14 protein-coding genes are annotated in these 15,439 nt (G+C 45.0%); 3 read left to right on the top strand and 11 right to left on the bottom strand.

The window, feature by feature from the left end:
* Positions 1–1,161: an HD-GYP domain-containing protein gene (locus tag JOE49_RS13620; protein ID WP_209941540.1), complete on the bottom strand. Its 1,161-nt coding sequence runs from the start codon at positions 1,159–1,161 to the stop codon at positions 1–3.
* Positions 1,115–2,569, bottom strand: a complete 1,455-nt coding sequence (locus JOE49_RS13615; RefSeq protein ID WP_209941538.1) for a bifunctional metallophosphatase/5'-nucleotidase — start codon at positions 2,567–2,569, stop codon at positions 1,115–1,117. Before JOE49_RS13615 ends, JOE49_RS13620 begins: the two co-directional genes overlap by 47 nt.
* 319 nt (positions 2,570–2,888) lie before the next feature.
* Between JOE49_RS13615 and JOE49_RS13610 the strand changes: the two genes are divergently transcribed.
* A complete protein-coding gene (locus JOE49_RS13610) occupies positions 2,889–3,953 on the top strand; it encodes an HD-GYP domain-containing protein (RefSeq protein ID WP_025722544.1) in 1,065 nt (354 codons plus the stop codon).
* A 212-nt stretch (positions 3,954–4,165) separates the two neighbouring features.
* Here JOE49_RS13610 and JOE49_RS13605 read toward each other — a convergent pair whose 3' ends face one another.
* The 7 genes from JOE49_RS13605 to JOE49_RS13575 all read right to left on the bottom strand — a co-directional run bounded on the left by JOE49_RS13605 (position 4,166) and on the right by JOE49_RS13575 (position 10,918).
* Positions 4,166–4,528: a YmaF family protein gene (locus tag JOE49_RS13605; RefSeq protein ID WP_023987886.1), complete on the bottom strand. Its 363-nt coding sequence runs from the start codon at positions 4,526–4,528 to the stop codon at positions 4,166–4,168.
* Positions 4,529–4,832: 304 nt separating this feature from the next.
* The gene (sufB, locus tag JOE49_RS13600) at positions 4,833–6,230 is read right to left on the bottom strand and encodes a Fe-S cluster assembly protein SufB (protein ID WP_013309556.1); all 1,398 of its coding nucleotides are present in this window, start codon (positions 6,228–6,230) and stop codon (positions 4,833–4,835) included.
* Between the two features lie 30 nt (positions 6,231–6,260).
* Positions 6,261–6,683 carry a Fe-S cluster assembly sulfur transfer protein SufU gene (sufU, locus tag JOE49_RS13595; protein WP_013309555.1) on the bottom strand — a complete coding sequence of 141 codons (423 nt, stop codon included), beginning with the start codon at positions 6,681–6,683 and terminating at the stop codon, positions 6,261–6,263.
* Positions 6,673–7,896, bottom strand: a complete 1,224-nt coding sequence (locus tag JOE49_RS13590) for a cysteine desulfurase (RefSeq protein ID WP_209941536.1) — start codon at positions 7,894–7,896, stop codon at positions 6,673–6,675. Before JOE49_RS13590 ends, sufU begins: the two co-directional genes overlap by 11 nt.
* A complete protein-coding gene (gene sufD, locus JOE49_RS13585; RefSeq protein WP_209941535.1) occupies positions 7,893–9,197 on the bottom strand; it encodes a Fe-S cluster assembly protein SufD in 1,305 nt (434 codons plus the stop codon). Before sufD ends, JOE49_RS13590 begins: the two co-directional genes overlap by 4 nt.
* A 23-nt stretch (positions 9,198–9,220) precedes the next feature.
* Complete coding sequence (sufC, locus tag JOE49_RS13580; protein ID WP_013309552.1) at positions 9,221–10,003, bottom strand: Fe-S cluster assembly ATPase SufC; 783 nt, start codon at positions 10,001–10,003, stop codon at positions 9,221–9,223.
* A gap of 444 nt (positions 10,004–10,447) precedes the next feature.
* Entirely contained in the window at positions 10,448–10,918 is a 471-nt protein-coding gene (locus tag JOE49_RS13575) for a Dps family protein (RefSeq protein ID WP_013309551.1), read from the bottom strand.
* Between the two features lie 313 nt (positions 10,919–11,231).
* Between JOE49_RS13575 and mtnK the strand changes: the two genes are divergently transcribed.
* On the top strand, positions 11,232–12,455 hold the full coding sequence (mtnK, locus tag JOE49_RS13570) for an S-methyl-5-thioribose kinase (protein WP_068940174.1): 1,224 nt from the start codon (positions 11,232–11,234) through the stop codon (positions 12,453–12,455).
* Positions 12,456–12,460: 5 nt separating this feature from the next.
* Positions 12,461–13,570: an S-methyl-5-thioribose-1-phosphate isomerase gene (gene mtnA / locus JOE49_RS13565; protein ID WP_209941533.1), complete on the top strand. Its 1,110-nt coding sequence runs from the start codon at positions 12,461–12,463 to the stop codon at positions 13,568–13,570.
* A 151-nt stretch (positions 13,571–13,721) separates the two neighbouring features.
* Here mtnA and JOE49_RS13560 read toward each other — a convergent pair whose 3' ends face one another.
* Positions 13,722–14,024 (bottom strand): YunC family protein, encoded by a 303-nt coding sequence (locus JOE49_RS13560; RefSeq protein ID WP_053325087.1) that lies wholly within the window; start codon positions 14,022–14,024, stop codon positions 13,722–13,724.
* Between the two features lie 302 nt (positions 14,025–14,326).
* Positions 14,327–14,602, bottom strand: coding sequence for a hypothetical protein (locus JOE49_RS13555; protein ID WP_231517285.1), 276 nt, complete (start codon positions 14,600–14,602; stop codon positions 14,327–14,329).
* Between the last annotated feature and the right edge of the window lie 837 nt (positions 14,603–15,439).

Here is a 15,439-nt window from a genome sequence, read left to right as displayed (position 1 = left end):
CTAATCTACGTGTACTCCTCCGAAAGGGGCGGCAGTAGCGCCCAATGTGTTTGTAATCATAACCGAGAGGGATACGGACAAATCGACATCATAAGGTGCCTTCACTTCTTGCCCATCCCGGTCCCTTACGATGCGAATGATGGGTCTTTGCGGGATTTTGGGATGTATACGCACCACGACCCCCTCTTCCCCCGTGTTGAGCACCACAGAGAGTCCCAGGGGGTAAATAGCTACACAGTCACGAAAGGCTTCCAGCATTCGCTGCTCATATAACGTTCCTGCCCCGGCGTACAGCACTTCCATCGCTTCATAAGGCAATAAAGCCTGTTTATATATCCGACTTGCTGTCATTGCGTCGTACGAGTCCGCCAGACCGATCCATTTCGCATATTCGTGGATCTGGTCCTTTTTCCAACCGTGTGGGTATCCGCTGCCGTCGATACGCTCATGATGCTGTAATGCACAATGAGCCGACAACAAGGGAATTCCAGGTTCGTCTTTGAGCAGCTTGTAGCCGATCACCGTGTGTGTTTTCATATGCTCATATTCCTCATCCGTCAATTTACCCGGCTTATAGAGTACTTGAGGTGAAATTTTCATTTTACCGATATCGTGCAGTAGTGAACCTATCCCCAGCTCCATGAGCTGGTTATTATCGTAGCCGTTGGATATTCCAAGTACTAGTGAATATAAACATACGTTCAAAGAATGATGATACAAATCCTGATCCGCGGCCCCGATATCCATCAACATAATGATGGTGTCCTGACGGCCTCCAATATCGTCCAGAATGGATTCCATCACCTTATAAAATGACTTGCCAAAATATTTGTGCTTATGATCTACGGAGTAGGATGACAACCCTTGAAACTGCTTTTTGATTTCCTGTAGCGCCGCGGCCCTTGTCTGTTCATGGATCATCTCAGGAATGACGATATCTTCTGTCACAGCATCCTCAATGTATACATATCCAATACCGACTTGGCCTAGACGTTCAATCAATCGCGAAGTAAGCTCAACACCTTCCGAGAGCAGCACCATTCCGTTTTCATTGTATATTTTTTTGCCCAGCTTCATGCCGGCTCTCAATAATGTAACAGGTACCAGTCGCAGCTTAATCCTCTCCCGATTGTTTTGATACCTGAAGCCACCTAGCTGCAAAACATTCTTCCATCGCGCCCGGACGCTTCAACTCCATTTCAATCAAATCCCGTAAAAATTCTGGAAGCATAAATCGGAGATCTGTTCCGTTCGCAAGCACTTCATAACCTGCTTTGAAAGTGAACATATCCAACGTGCCCACTGCGTATTCCTCATGCTCTTCCAATAGTTGACCCGCTACACGAATGTCCGTCACTTTTTCATAAGGAGCACGGCCCGAGTCATACTGAATGGCCAAGCCTTCCACACACATCGTGCCAAGCACTTTGCCTCTGAAGCCAAAGCCCGTCATGGGCTTGTCTGTAAATTCAGGCAGCAAGGACTGCTCCAGCGCCAACCGAATATCTCTTCCCCGCAACTTCATAACACAGGCATTAATCGGCGAAGGGCATAAGGAATGTAGTATTCCTTTGCTGATATCCCCTTGAGGTAATGGGCCGAGCAGTTGTCCCGCATTGACGAGGGCAATTTCTGTTCCTGTAAAATGGGACACCGCTTGTGCCAGCATATTCCCAAAAGGGGATTCCTGATCATATGCAATCTCCAGTTTCCGATCCGTCACCGCAATGGTGCTCTCCATGGCGCGCTCTGCTTGTCTGCGATGCACCACAATGGCCGATGCCACTTTTTCGTCCAGTAGTGTCTGATCTACAGGAACTACGCCGCCTGACGTGACTCGAAACGGTTCGAGGCTATTGTTACGACTTAGTGTCACTTCACCCAGTAGCGTTCCGAACTTACCCGCCCCACATAAAGCTGTTTTTCCGATCCAAAGCGGTTCTTCCAGCACATGATGGGTGTGACCTCCAAGGATAACGTCAATTTCAGGAAACTGCGACGCTAATTTTTGATCGGAAGGTAGACCCAGGTGCGACATCACAACCAAAACATCAACCTGCTTTCTCAGTGCCGCGATCTGCTTCCCCAGCACCTCAAACGGATTGAGCACATCCCAGCCCAGCAATTGATAAAACTCTACAAAAGGAGCCGTCACACCGAGTAAACCGACCTTGATTCCTGCTTTGTCTACGATAAGGGATTCCTTCATCCACGAAGGGTTCATCCCCGTAGCACGCTCTGTCATATTGCCGCATACGACCGGACAATGAATCCCCGCATATGCCTGTTCAATCATATCCGGGGTAAAAGTCAGTCCCTCATTGTTACCGATCGTAATTGCATCGTATCCTGTTAGATTAATCACATCCACATTTGCCCCACCGAGCGTTCCTTCCGTTTCGGGGGCCATCCGGTCCATGTGGTCTCCTATGTCGAGCACAAGCAGCGCATCCCGTGATGCGGCTCTTCGTTCATCGATCATCGCGGCTATCGAAGGCATACTGCCAAAATGACTATGGATATCATTGGTATGCAAAATGGTCAACGTTTGCCGAGTCGTCATCTCCATAACCGCCCTCCTCTATACTTTATATATATCGACTTTGGAGCTTCTAATGTTTAAGCATACCATGTTATTTAGCAATATGGTACATATGAGTGGACATAGTCCTTAAGCTTCGCTGTACTCTCTGAACAATCTCACATCATAAACATAGTGAAAAGCATTGACGTTATCTACTGTAGGTATCTGATAGGAAACGGGTTCCTGGGACCTATTTTACAGCTTGGAATAATAGTAATTTAGTCGTTGTCATCCCATATAATTCTTGATATATTAGGGTTGTTTCATATTTTCGACAAATTTACGACAATAAGGAGGTTAGCACATGAGAGTTCACGTTACCGATGCCAAGCCGGGAGATCGCCTCAAATCCGATACATACAACGGGCACGGTGTACCTGTCATGATTCAGGGCACCGAGCTTCAGCATGACGACATTTCCAAACTCATTATGCATGGTGTCGATTATATCGACATTGATGCCGGTTCTGCGAGCATTCCGGTTGACTTTGCCCCCGATGTTCCAGCTTCCCCTGAATCCCTCAAACGCGCCGTTCCCCTCATGGAGCAGACGATCAGTGGCTTTGAAAGCATGTTTCTCGAAGCTTCCTCAACTGGAAAATTTGATGAATATCGAGTTGATGAACTGTTCGGCCCTCTCGTTTCAGAGCTGGCTCGTCAAAAAGATGTCGTATCTCTGCTGTTAATTATGGAGCGGGGAGATCACTATACCTATAATCATTCTCTCCAAGTAGGTGTACTGTCATATTACATTGCCACATGGCTTGGATATACAGAAGAAGAAGCTTATGCCGCTGGTAAAGCCGGATATTTACACGATATAGGCAAATCCATGATACCGAATGAAATTTTGAACAAACCGGATAAACTGACACCTGAAGAATTTCATGAAATGAAGAAACATTCTCTCTATGGCTATGATATTATTCGCAATTCAACCAGCGATGAGATTTCTGCAATTGTCGCCTTGCAGCATCACGAGCGTGAAGATGGAAGTGGATATCCCCATGGACTGTTCAAGGAAGAAATTCATCCTTTTGCCAGCATAACAGCTATTGCAGACGTGTATAGCGCGATGATTTCCAATCGTGTGTACCAGACAAAGCAGGAGCTACTCGCCGTATTACGCGAGCTGCACAGCATGAGTTTTGGACATCTAAACCCAGAAGCTACCCAAGTGTTCATCAGACATATGCTTCCTAATTTCATTAATAAGCAGGTTCTGCTGACTACAGGGCAGACAGGAACGATTATTCTGAACAATCCTGCTGATTACTTCAGACCCTTAGTGAGAATTAACGATGATGAATATGTAGATTTATCTAGGGAACGCCATGTATCCATTGATGAAATTTATTTGGAATCCTGATCCGCTACTGCCTCCCGGCGTTACTTCGGTGGAACGAAATGTCTTGCCGAAGCCCAGGCTACGCGAATAAAAGAGACTGTCCTTGATTCGTAGGTTCTTCTACGAAGGACAGCCTCTTTTTATGTTAGGGACATTAACCTAGTCACAATTCACAACGATCAAACACAATAAAAACGCGTTTCTACTACTATATTATTTGCTACATTTGTTTATTAAATAAGAGGTGCCTGAATCAATGTTGCGAAATTGAACTGGTGTACATGACCATCATTTAATGTGGTTTGGCCCGTAACAAAATGTACGTGCTTGCCATTTCCGACTGGAATAGCGGGTCCTGTTCTAATCCTTCTCAGATTATGAAAATGGTTCACGAAATCAGTTTTTGAAAGATCAATTTCATGGACATGACTTCTTCCAACTCGAATCGCTTGCCCAGTAACACCTGCAAAGCGGTGGTTATGTCGGTCTGCGCCTTCTTCAGCCAGTTTGGTACTACCTTCAAATTCATGTACATGCCTCTGTGTCTGTTTAGAAGAGAGGGTTTTCTTCTTCACTCCAGCTTTATTCTTCTGCATCCGTTGCCTGCCTCCTTATGTTTTGTGGCTTTACAATATCCTATTAAGCAAACATAATTAAGTGCTAGGCAATTATCCGCAGTCCTAACAATAATTTTTTTTAATTCTATCTCCCCTTATAAAAGCGGTTTCAGAAAACTGCCGACATCTTTTTAGACATTACGGAAAAAATAGAAGAAGGCGAACTTAAAAAGTTCGCCTTCTGTACTAGCAGGAAATCCGAGTCGGCACAAAATCGACACGACTCCAATTTAACAGCTTTAGAATACCTCAAAAACCTTGTCACACCAAGGGTTACTGCGTTTTAACCAATACTACCTTCCATTTCGAACTTGATCAAACGGTTCATTTCTACCGCATATTCCATCGGCAGCTCTTTGGTGAACGGCTCAATAAAGCCCATAACGATCATTTGCGTTGCCTCTGCTTCAGTCAAACCACGGCTCATCAGATAGAACAGCTGATCTTCCGATACCTTGGAAACCGTTGCTTCGTGCTCAAGCGTGATGTCGTCATTCATGATTTCATTATAAGGAATAGTATCTGAAGTTGATTGATTATCCAAAATCAGCGTATCACACTTGATATTCGATTTTGCACCTTGAGCCTGACGACCGAATGAAGCTAATCCGCGATACGTTACTTTACCGCCGTGCTTACTGATCGACTTGGATACAATTGTGGAGGTGGTGTCTGGTGCCAAGTGGATCATTTTCGCACCTGCATCCTGATGCTGGCCTTTGCCTGCAACAGCGATGGACAGGACCATCCCTTTCGCTCCACGGCCTTTCAATACAACGGCTGGATACTTCATCGTCAACTTGGAACCGATGTTACCATCGACCCATTCCATCGTTGCGTTTTCTTCTGCAACCGCACGTTTGGTTACCAGGTTATAGATGTTTGGTGCCCAGTTCTGGATCGTTGTATAACGAACGCGTGCGTTCTTCTTACAAATAATTTCGACCACAGCACTATGCAGCGAGTTCGTGCTGTAAATTGGAGCCGTGCAACCTTCTACATAATGCACAAAGCTGTCTTCGTCCGCAATAATAAGCGTACGCTCAAATTGACCCATGTTTTCCGAGTTGATACGGAAGTAAGCCTGCAATGGAACTTCACATTTCACGCCTTTTGGTACATAGATGAAGCTACCACCTGACCATACCGCACTGTTCAGTGCAGCAAACTTATTGTCCGCAGGAGGTACAACTGTTGCAAAATACTCTTTCAGAATCTCAGGATGCTCACGCAACGCCGTATCGGTATCCATGAAAATAACGCCCTGATCTTCCAGTTCCTTTTGCATACTGTGGTAGACAACCTCGGATTCATACTGTGCGGATACACCAGCCAAAAACTTTTGCTCCGCCTCAGGAATACCCAGTTTATCAAAGGTTTCTTTAATTTCCGTCGGAACTTCTTCCCATGTCTTCCCTTGTTTTTCGGAAGGTCTTACATAGTACTGGATATCGTTGAAATCCAGTTCATCCATATCTCCGCCCCAGTTTGGCATTGGCATTTTTTCAAACTGTTTCAGTGCTTTCAGACGGAACTCCAGCATCCATTCTGGCTCATCCTTAATTTTGGAGATTTCCTTTACAATTTCCGGAGTGAGACCCTTACCTGTTTGGAAAATGGACTTGTGCTCGTCACGAAAGCCATATTTATACTCTTCCATTTCCGGTGCTTTCTTGGCCATGTTTCTCAAACCTCCTCTGTTCTATTTAAATTATTTATCTTCATCAATCCCTTTGCGCAGCGCGTTCCAAGCCAGTGTCGCACATTTGATGCGGGCCGGGAACTTATTCACGCCTGACAAAGCTTCCAATTCTTCATAATCATCGAATTCAACGGCTTCTCCCTTCATTAAAGAAGAGAAGCGGCTCGCCATATCCAGTGCCTGGTCAATCGTTTTTCCTTTAACCGCTTCTGTCATCATCGAAGCTGAGGACATACTAATCGAGCAGCCTTCACCAGTAAAACGAGCATCTTCGACTACGCCGTCTTTCGTTTTGAGTTGAAGAGAAATCCGGTCACCACACGTAGGATTATTCAAATCCACCGTAACGGCATCGTCCTCAAAACGTCCGCGATTGCGCGGATTTTTATAATGATCCATAATCACGCGTCGGTACAAGTCATCAAGTTGCATCGCCAAAATACTCCTTTGTTTGGATTAAGGCGCTGACCAAAGCGTCGACTTCCTCTTCCGTGTTATAGAGGTAAAAGCTGGCACGTGCAGTCGCACTGGCTTTCAACCAGCGCATCAATGGCTGGCAGCAATGATGGCCTGCACGTACAGCCACCCCTTTGCTATCCAATACGGTAGCTACATCATGCGGATGCACATCATCCAAGTTGAATGTTACGAGCCCAACATGACGGTCTGCAGGTCCGTAAATCGTCAATCCCTCCACTTCACGGAGACGTTTGAGAGCATAGTCGACCAGACGGCTTTCATGCTGTGCAATGGCGTCCAGTCCGATGCTTTCCAGAAAATCAATGGCAGCTCCCAAACCAACGGCTCCGGCTATAATCGGGGTTCCACCTTCAAATTTCCAAGGCAGCTCCTTCCATGTGGATTCGTACAATCCCACATCGTCGATCATTTCACCGCCGAACTCAATGGGCTCCATGTTTTCCAGCAGCGCCTTCTTGCCGTACAGTGCTCCGATCCCAGTAGGAGCACACATTTTGTGACCCGAAAAGGCATAAAAGTCAGCATCGATGTCTTGCACGTCTACTTTCATATGTGGTGTGCTTTGTGCACCGTCTATAACGATGACTGCGCCTTTGCGATGCGCAATAGCTGCAATCTCTTTGACAGGGTTCACAACACCCAGCACATTGGAGACATGCGCAATCGCTACAATTTTCGTATTTTCTGTAACGGTATTCTCCACATCAGCAAGATCAACGCTACCATCCTCTTGAAGTGGAATATATTTCAAAGTCGCGCCTGTGGCTTTAGCTACCTGTTGCCACGGAATCAGATTACTGTGATGCTCCATTTGGGTGATGACAATTTCATCACCTGCCTGGCAATTAGCCCTGCCATAGGAAGAAGCGACCAGATTCAACGCCGTTGTTGTTCCTCTTGTAAAAATAATTTCCTGACTGCGCTTTGCATTCAGAAAGCGGGCTACCTTCTCCCGCGCACCTTCATAAGCATCCGTTGCGCGACTACCCAAGGTATGCACACCACGGTGAACATTTGAATTATCATATTCGTAGTAGTGCTTGATCGCCTCGATGACCGCCAGCGGTTTTTGCGAAGTGGCCGCATTATCCAAATAAACCAGCGGATGACCGTTAATCTCCTGATGTAAAATCGGGAACTGTTCACGGATCAATGCAGTATTCATTGGCCTAACTTCCTTTCAACAAGGCTTTGCAGCTGATGTTGAAGTCCTTCGAGCGGAATTTCAGATACGACAGGTGCCAAGAAGCCATAAATAATCAGACGTTCAGCTTCTGCACGGCTAATCCCGCGGGACATCAAGTAATACACTTGTTCACGGTTTACCTGACCAACCGATGCTGCGTGACCTGCCGTTACATCATCTTCATCAATCAGCAGGATCGGGTTAGCGTCACCACGCGCTTTCGGGCTGAGCATCAGAACGCGTTCTGTTTGCTGACCGTCTGCTTTGGTAGCACCTTTTTCAATTTTTGTAATTCCGTTAATGATGGAAGACGCTTCTTCACGCATTACTGCGCGCGTAATCATCTGACTGGCGGAATTTTTACCAAAATGCTGTGCTTGTGTCGTATAGTTCAGCTTTTGTGAGCCGGAACCAACAGCAATGATCTTGGCATCCGAATTGGAGCCATTGCCTTTGAGCACGGACATGGTATTGCTTGCTGTATTACCGTTGTTCATTTCGCCCACAATCCATTCGATAGCTGCGTCATTTCCCAACGTAGCACGACGAATCGAAATATCCGTTACTTGCTCTCCAAACTGATGGACTGTCGCATAACGTACTTTAGCTCCTGCATTTGCAACAACTTCTACCGCACCGTTATGAAGAACAGGTGCCGCCAAATCCGCAGATACATAGTTGTCTACGTAAGTCACGGAACTGTGGCTTTCAACAATGAGCAGCACATGCGGTGCAAACGTTGCAGTCGCATCGTCCGTCAGAAATACAGCTTGAAGCGGAACGTTCAGTTCTACATTTTTAGGCACATAAGCAAATACTCCACCGTTCCAGAGTGCTGCGTGCAATGCAGATAATGAATTTTCTTCAGCCTTAATAACTGTGTTCAGATGAGCTTTAACCAAATCAGCATGCTCTTTAACCGCTGTTTGTAAATCCATGAAAATGACGCCTTGCGCCGCCAATTCCTCGCTCAGCTTCACATATACCGCGCCGGAGTTGCGCTGAATAATCAGACCACCCTCCTGTTGCTCTTTGACCAGATCAGCAATGGCTGCCGGGACCTGCCCTACCGATGCAATGACCTCGTTCTGTTTATGTTGACCGTAATCGTTTAATTTCCATCGTTCGATTTTTGTTTTTTCAAATACCGGAAGCTCCAGTTTGCCTGCAAGCTCAAGTGCTTTTTGTCTGTCTTCGGCCAACCAAGATGGTTCGCCGTTACGTTCGGACAGAACACGCAGTTGCTCGGAATCTACCGGAAGGATTGTTTGTGTAGTCATTAGTTTTCCTCCTCGCTTCCGGCTTACGCCTCTTGTCCTACAGTTTCATCAACGATACCCAGCTCTTCCTTGATCCAGTCGTAACCGTCCGCTTCCAGACGCTCAGCAAGCTCAGGACCACCGGATTTAACGATACGTCCTTGCATCATTACATGTACATAATCTGGTTTAACGTAGTTTAACAGACGTTGATAGTGAGTAATGATAAGGAAACCACGCTCTTCGGAACGCATAGCGTTGACACCGCTAGCCACGATTCTCAAAGCATCGATATCCAGACCGGAGTCGATTTCATCAAGAATGACAATTTTCGGATCAATCATCATCATTTGCAAAATTTCATTCCGTTTTTTCTCACCACCAGAGAAGCCTTCGTTCAGGTAACGGTGAGCAAACTCAGGATTCATTTCGAGCTCTTTCATTTTGCTTTCCATTTGACGGATAAACTTAATCAGGGAGATTTCTTGTCCTTCTTCACGGCGTGCGTTGATCGCACTACGCAAAAAGTCGGAGTTCGTTACCCCTGCAATTTCACTCGGATACTGCATCGCCAAGAACAATCCTGCACGTGCACGCTCATCCACTTCCATATCCAGCACGTCTTCTCCATCCAAAGTTACTTTGCCATCTGTGACTTCATATTTAGGATGACCCATCAAAGCAGACGCGAGTGTACTTTTACCCGTACCGTTAGGACCCATGATGGCATGGATTTCTCCGCCCTTCATTTCGAGGTTAATACCTTTCAAAATTTCCTTGCCTTCAATGGTCGCCTTGAGACCTTCAATCTTAAAGTTTGTAGCCATATTCGCAATACCCTCCAAAAAATGTAGTGTGGTGTCGAAATCAGAAAGTATATTTAAACAGGGGAGCCCCCTGATTTCAAGTAATATTTAAAAATTTATTTATAATCATTCTAAACTGATTCTCAATGATTCTCAAGTTATTTTATAATAAATATCTTTAAGGGTGCAACCAACAGACACACGTTATCCAACTTTCTTCATAAAATATTCACCCTACCAGGCACACAAATAGCAAAATTCATCCTGTGGTTGTTCATATAATTATAAATTTGTACAAAAAACATGGGATGCATGATCTTTTTCCAGCCATAAAAACGCTACTGACAGCATGACGTCAGTAGCGTTTTACATGTAGAGAGTTTATTTCAGAGCGTAACCCCATACTATGGAGTGGAATTAATTTCACCGAACTAGGCATTGGGTAATGGAGCGAAATTCGGCCAATTAGCCCAAATAAGAGCGAAGCATCCACATATGTTTCTCCAGATCCGCTTTATAACCAATCAGCAAATCTGCAGTTGGCTGGTCGGAATTGCTTTCCGCCAGTTCGATACCTTCCTGAAACTCCTCGCATACAGTTGCAAAATCCTCGATCAAGGTTTGTACCATCTTAGGAGCATCTTCGTTGCCGGTTGCTTCCTGAATCGACGACAGCTCCAGGTATTCCTTCAACGTTGCGGAAGGAGAACCTTTCAACGCGAGCAAACGCTCGGCGATCTCATCCATTTTCAATGTCACTTCATTGTATAACTCTTCAAATTTAACATGGAGTGTGTAGAAACTAGAGCCTTTCACATACCAGTGATAGTTATGAATTTTTACATATAACACATTGAGGTTAGCGACTTGACGGTTTAAAAGTTCCTCCACCGATTTGGTTTGCGTATTTTTCGAGTTACTTGTTGTTTTAGCCATCATAAATCCCTTCCTTTTTCATCAAATTGACTTTCAGGAACGTTTACATATCCATCACCGTCATTACTGACGGTAAGACGCCAGCGGGCATCCTAATATCACCTGCCGGACGTCTGTCTCATATTTACCCTCTCTATACGGAGACGAAACAAAAAAAGAGTTCTCCTTTCTTCCACTTTCAATCCCCATAAAAAAAATGTACAAAACTTCAATGATTTTCGTTATACTTTCTCTATCCTATCAAAATACTTGGTTTAATATTGTGATATTTTTTAAACTATTTACATGCGCACATTTTATGGAGGTGACTTCGTTGTCCCAATATCATCCTTTAACGACTGAAGAAGCAATCGAATTCGTGAAGAACATCCCCGGATTTTTTAGTCAGGAAGCCCATCTGGAATGCCGAGAAATCGGTGATGGTAACTTAAATCTGGTTTTTCATATTACGGATTCTGAATCTAACAAGAGTATCATTGCCAAGCAGGCACTTCCCTATGTAAAAATTGTGGGTGAATCCTGGCCGCTTTCACTGGATCGTGCCCGTATTGAACGCGAGGCACTTCAGCAGGAACACTACATTTGCCCCGAATTGGTTCCTGCGGTACTGGCGTATGACGATGAGCTTGCGTTGACCGTGATGGAGGATCTTAGCTCACACACCATCATGCGCAAGGGACTAATAGAAGGAAACACCTATCCATATTTCGCTAATCATATTGGGGAGTTTCTGGCACGCACGCTCTTCTTCACCTCAGATTTGGGCATGAATCAGCAGGATAAAAAAGACCTGGTTAAACGCTTTATCAACCCGGATCTCTGCAAAATAACTGAGGATCTGATTCTGGATGAACCGTATCGGTTCTCAGATAATAACAACTATGGTGCGTACATCGAAGACGAAGCAGAGGCACTACGTACAGATCAAGTGCTTCACCTGGAAGTGGCTTTGCTGCGAGAAAAGTTTTTGACACGAACCGAAGCGCTTCTGCACGGTGATCTTCATACTGGTAGCATTTTTGTAACGACCGAATCGACTAAAGTCATTGATCCTGAATTTGCCTACTACGGACCCATGGGCTTTGATATCGGAGCGGTGATCGCCAATCTGCTGTTGAACTACGCAGCACAACCCGGATGGACCTCTGGCGAGAAGGCTCTAAAGGAAAGGCGTGACTGGGTTCTGGAGACCGCCATTCAGGTATGGGAGCAGTTTGAGCGTAGGTTCCGCAAACTGTGGGATGAGCATGTCACCGATCATATGGCACGTACAGCGGGATATCAGGACTTGTATCTCCAGAAAGTACTGCAAGATACGATTGGTTTTGCAGGGTGCAAAGTGATTCGCCGTATCATCAGCCTGTCGCATGTGGCAGATATCGACACCATTGCCGATCCTGCTATCAAGGAAGCTGCGGAACGTCTGGCGTTATCTATCGGTAAATCCTTGGTTCTTCGCAATCGCGAGCTTCATTCGATTCGGGAACTGGGAGACATTGTTCGGACAGCAACAGCTGCCCAAACTAAAGGAGCTTAATGAATATGAGTGAAAAGAAAGAATCGTCGCCCGTAACCTCTGGGAAAGCTACAGTGCCCAGTCAGGCTCTATCTTCGCTGGTGTGGAAAGGCAACCGTTTGTCTATGTTGGATCAGCGTCTACTGCCCGAAACGATTGTCATGCTGGATTTATTCACGGCCGAGGAAGTATGGGATGGCATACATGCCATGAAGGTACGTGGTGCGCCCGCTATCGGGATGGCTGCGGCCTACGGCGTTGTGCTAGGAGCTACCGCCTACGACGGCACCGACGCCGCTGGGTGGCTGCAGCATGTACACGCCGTGTGCGGACATTTGGCTACTTCACGCCCGACTGCAGTGAACCTGTTCTGGGCCTTGGACCGCATGAAGAAGCGGGCTGGGGAACTCATCATTGAAGCTAGCGGAGGTCAGGTCAAAGACTGGAATGCCGGGCTGGAGCGTGAAGCCACAGCCATTCAGGCAGAGGATGAGGAAGTATGTCGCCAGATCGGCATCCATGCTTTACCTCTGTTCGAGGACGGGATGGGCGTACTTACTCACTGCAATGCAGGCGGATTGGCGACAGCGAAATACGGAACAGCGCTCGCGCCGATGTACCTTGCGCAGGAGAACGGCATTCACCTCAAAGTATTTGCCGACGAAACCCGCCCTGTGCTGCAGGGGGCGCGCCTGACCGCTTTCGAGCTTCAGCAGGCAGGCATTGATGTCACCCTGCTCTGTGACAATATGGCGGGCATGGTGATGTCCAAAGGATGGGTACAGGCCGTTATTGTCGGCACAGATAGAGTCGCTGCTAATGGAGATGTGGCCAACAAAATCGGCACCTATAGCCTAGCTGTGCTAGCGAAGGCGCATGGCATTCCTTTTTATGTCGCTTCGCCACTATCTACCATTGATTTGCAGACCGCAACAGGCGCAGATATTCCGATCGAGGAGCGTTCTGCTGAGGAAGTTACCGAAAGCTTTGGTAAAAGGACCGCCCCGCAGGGCATCAAAGTCTACAACCCAGCTTTCGACGTTACACCTCATGAGTACATTACCGCCATCATTACCGAAAAAGGGATTATACAAGCACCCTTTAGCGAGAACCTGACCCATTTGTTTGCCGATTAATTGTTCTTACAGGTCATACCGTTCGTATATAATTCATATGATTCAACTCGATAGAATAAAACTTTTCATAGAAAAAAACCGGAGCCAAAAAGTCCGGTTTTTTTCTGTTCTTGTTCCTCTACTTTTAGGCAGCATATGCACATAGGCTTCATTACACCAGTTTCAACAGTGCTTCGTAGCCTGGCATGCCCGGCTTAATTCCAAGCAACTCGGCTTCTGTCGTCACCGACTCCATTGGTGCTTCCAACAATTCCTTCAGCGTTTTTACCCCCACAGCTCGTGCGGCAAGAATTTTCCGATCCGCCAGCCGCTCATTGAGCAGTCCAACATCCAGGGCACCACACATGATGTAACCACGGGAGTTAGAGATCGTCAACAGCGTTGTTTTAGGCAGTTTGACCTCAACTCCGATAAATGTATGCTCACCCACTTGTACGGATTCCATGTGTATCATGGTTATTACATGCACCTCCTCTTTGTTCACCCGGGATATTTTATGCAGCATTTCCGGGTAAGTGTGGACGCCCGTGGATACATTCAAAATATCCTGGTGAATAACTACAGCTGGAGGGGCCTCTTAACTTTGGCAAAATTCAGTACAATTTCCTTTTCGCTTTTGCTGTTAATTTTTTTTGTAGGCGTATGTTCTTTGTTTATATTTACAACACTATAAGTAAAGATAGGAGTATGCGATTCGCATACTCCACTTTTTCAGATGCTTAATTTATTTTATGAAAATCGCAATACATTATAGATCTATAGTAATTGCACTACTTGTGTTCCCTTTTTTATATCTTTAATATTTTCTGAATCCTTTACACTAATACCAATGAGTGGAAGGTTAGCAATGGAAAAAGAAAGGCTAATATCCAATACGTCCAGTTCACATTTTGTCCCATCTACCTTATCTACTTGTATTTTTGAACCTATCAAACTTTTCAGATTCGTATGATCCTGCTTATCTAATCCAATATTTGTTCCAATTAAAATGATTCCTTTATTGGGTGTTTTAATAATATCGTCTAACTTCATAATCTCCAAAAGAACATCTCCATTCTAACTATCTGAGCTGACTCCTCCAAACAATCCAGCCAGCTTCTATTGTAATAATATCTCCACGTTGCCATTTGTGGATATGTTCAGTTAGTACATCTGAAAAGTAATCCTTTGCCTTGTTGTTTATGTCAAAATTTCTCCTTTCTGTTCATTGCATAAATACCTTTAACCAAAGGTAAATATACAATTTTTACAAATTATTGACGCTTTTCATCTATAAAAATACTCCCGCTGATTTTATCTATTCCCAAAAAAGCATACAACAAACAACTTTAAATCCTGATAGATAGACGAAATAACATCAAGTTCCACAATTCTCAATATTAATTCCGTTCACCTAAACTGACCCTAAGTATTGTCGTAATTGAGCAAACTATGTGATAATTACGCAGTTGAGCGTATACAAAGATAATGCTTTCTCCCGAAACAAAGAAAGTTCCACCTATTGTGTATATCATTAATACAGTTATCAAAGATCAAAACAAAATCACTAGCACAAGACAGACTACTCCAATTTCCAGAAGCCGCGTTTCCATTACACTCCCTTTTCTCTGTCCAACAATAAGACTTTCTAAGACAAATAAACAATATCAAATTGCCGATCTCAAATTATTTACTCATCTTAAATCTAGGAATTACCTAGCACTTCGTACTTCATTCAATCACTTCTACTTTTGGAACAAGATCACGGTTATATGTATTGTCCTTGTAATTCTTCGACTAGCATTTAGAGCAAACCACTTTACCTTCGCTTCATTGTGCATCTCCTTTTTTGCAATTATTTCCTTTGTCACTATTCCAGTTTGATCATGA

Source organism: Paenibacillus sp. PvR133 (assembly GCF_017833155.1).
GTDB classification, from domain to species: domain Bacteria; phylum Bacillota; class Bacilli; order Paenibacillales; family Paenibacillaceae; genus Paenibacillus; species Paenibacillus polymyxa_B.
This window is presented reverse-complemented; position numbering and strand designations above follow the sequence as displayed.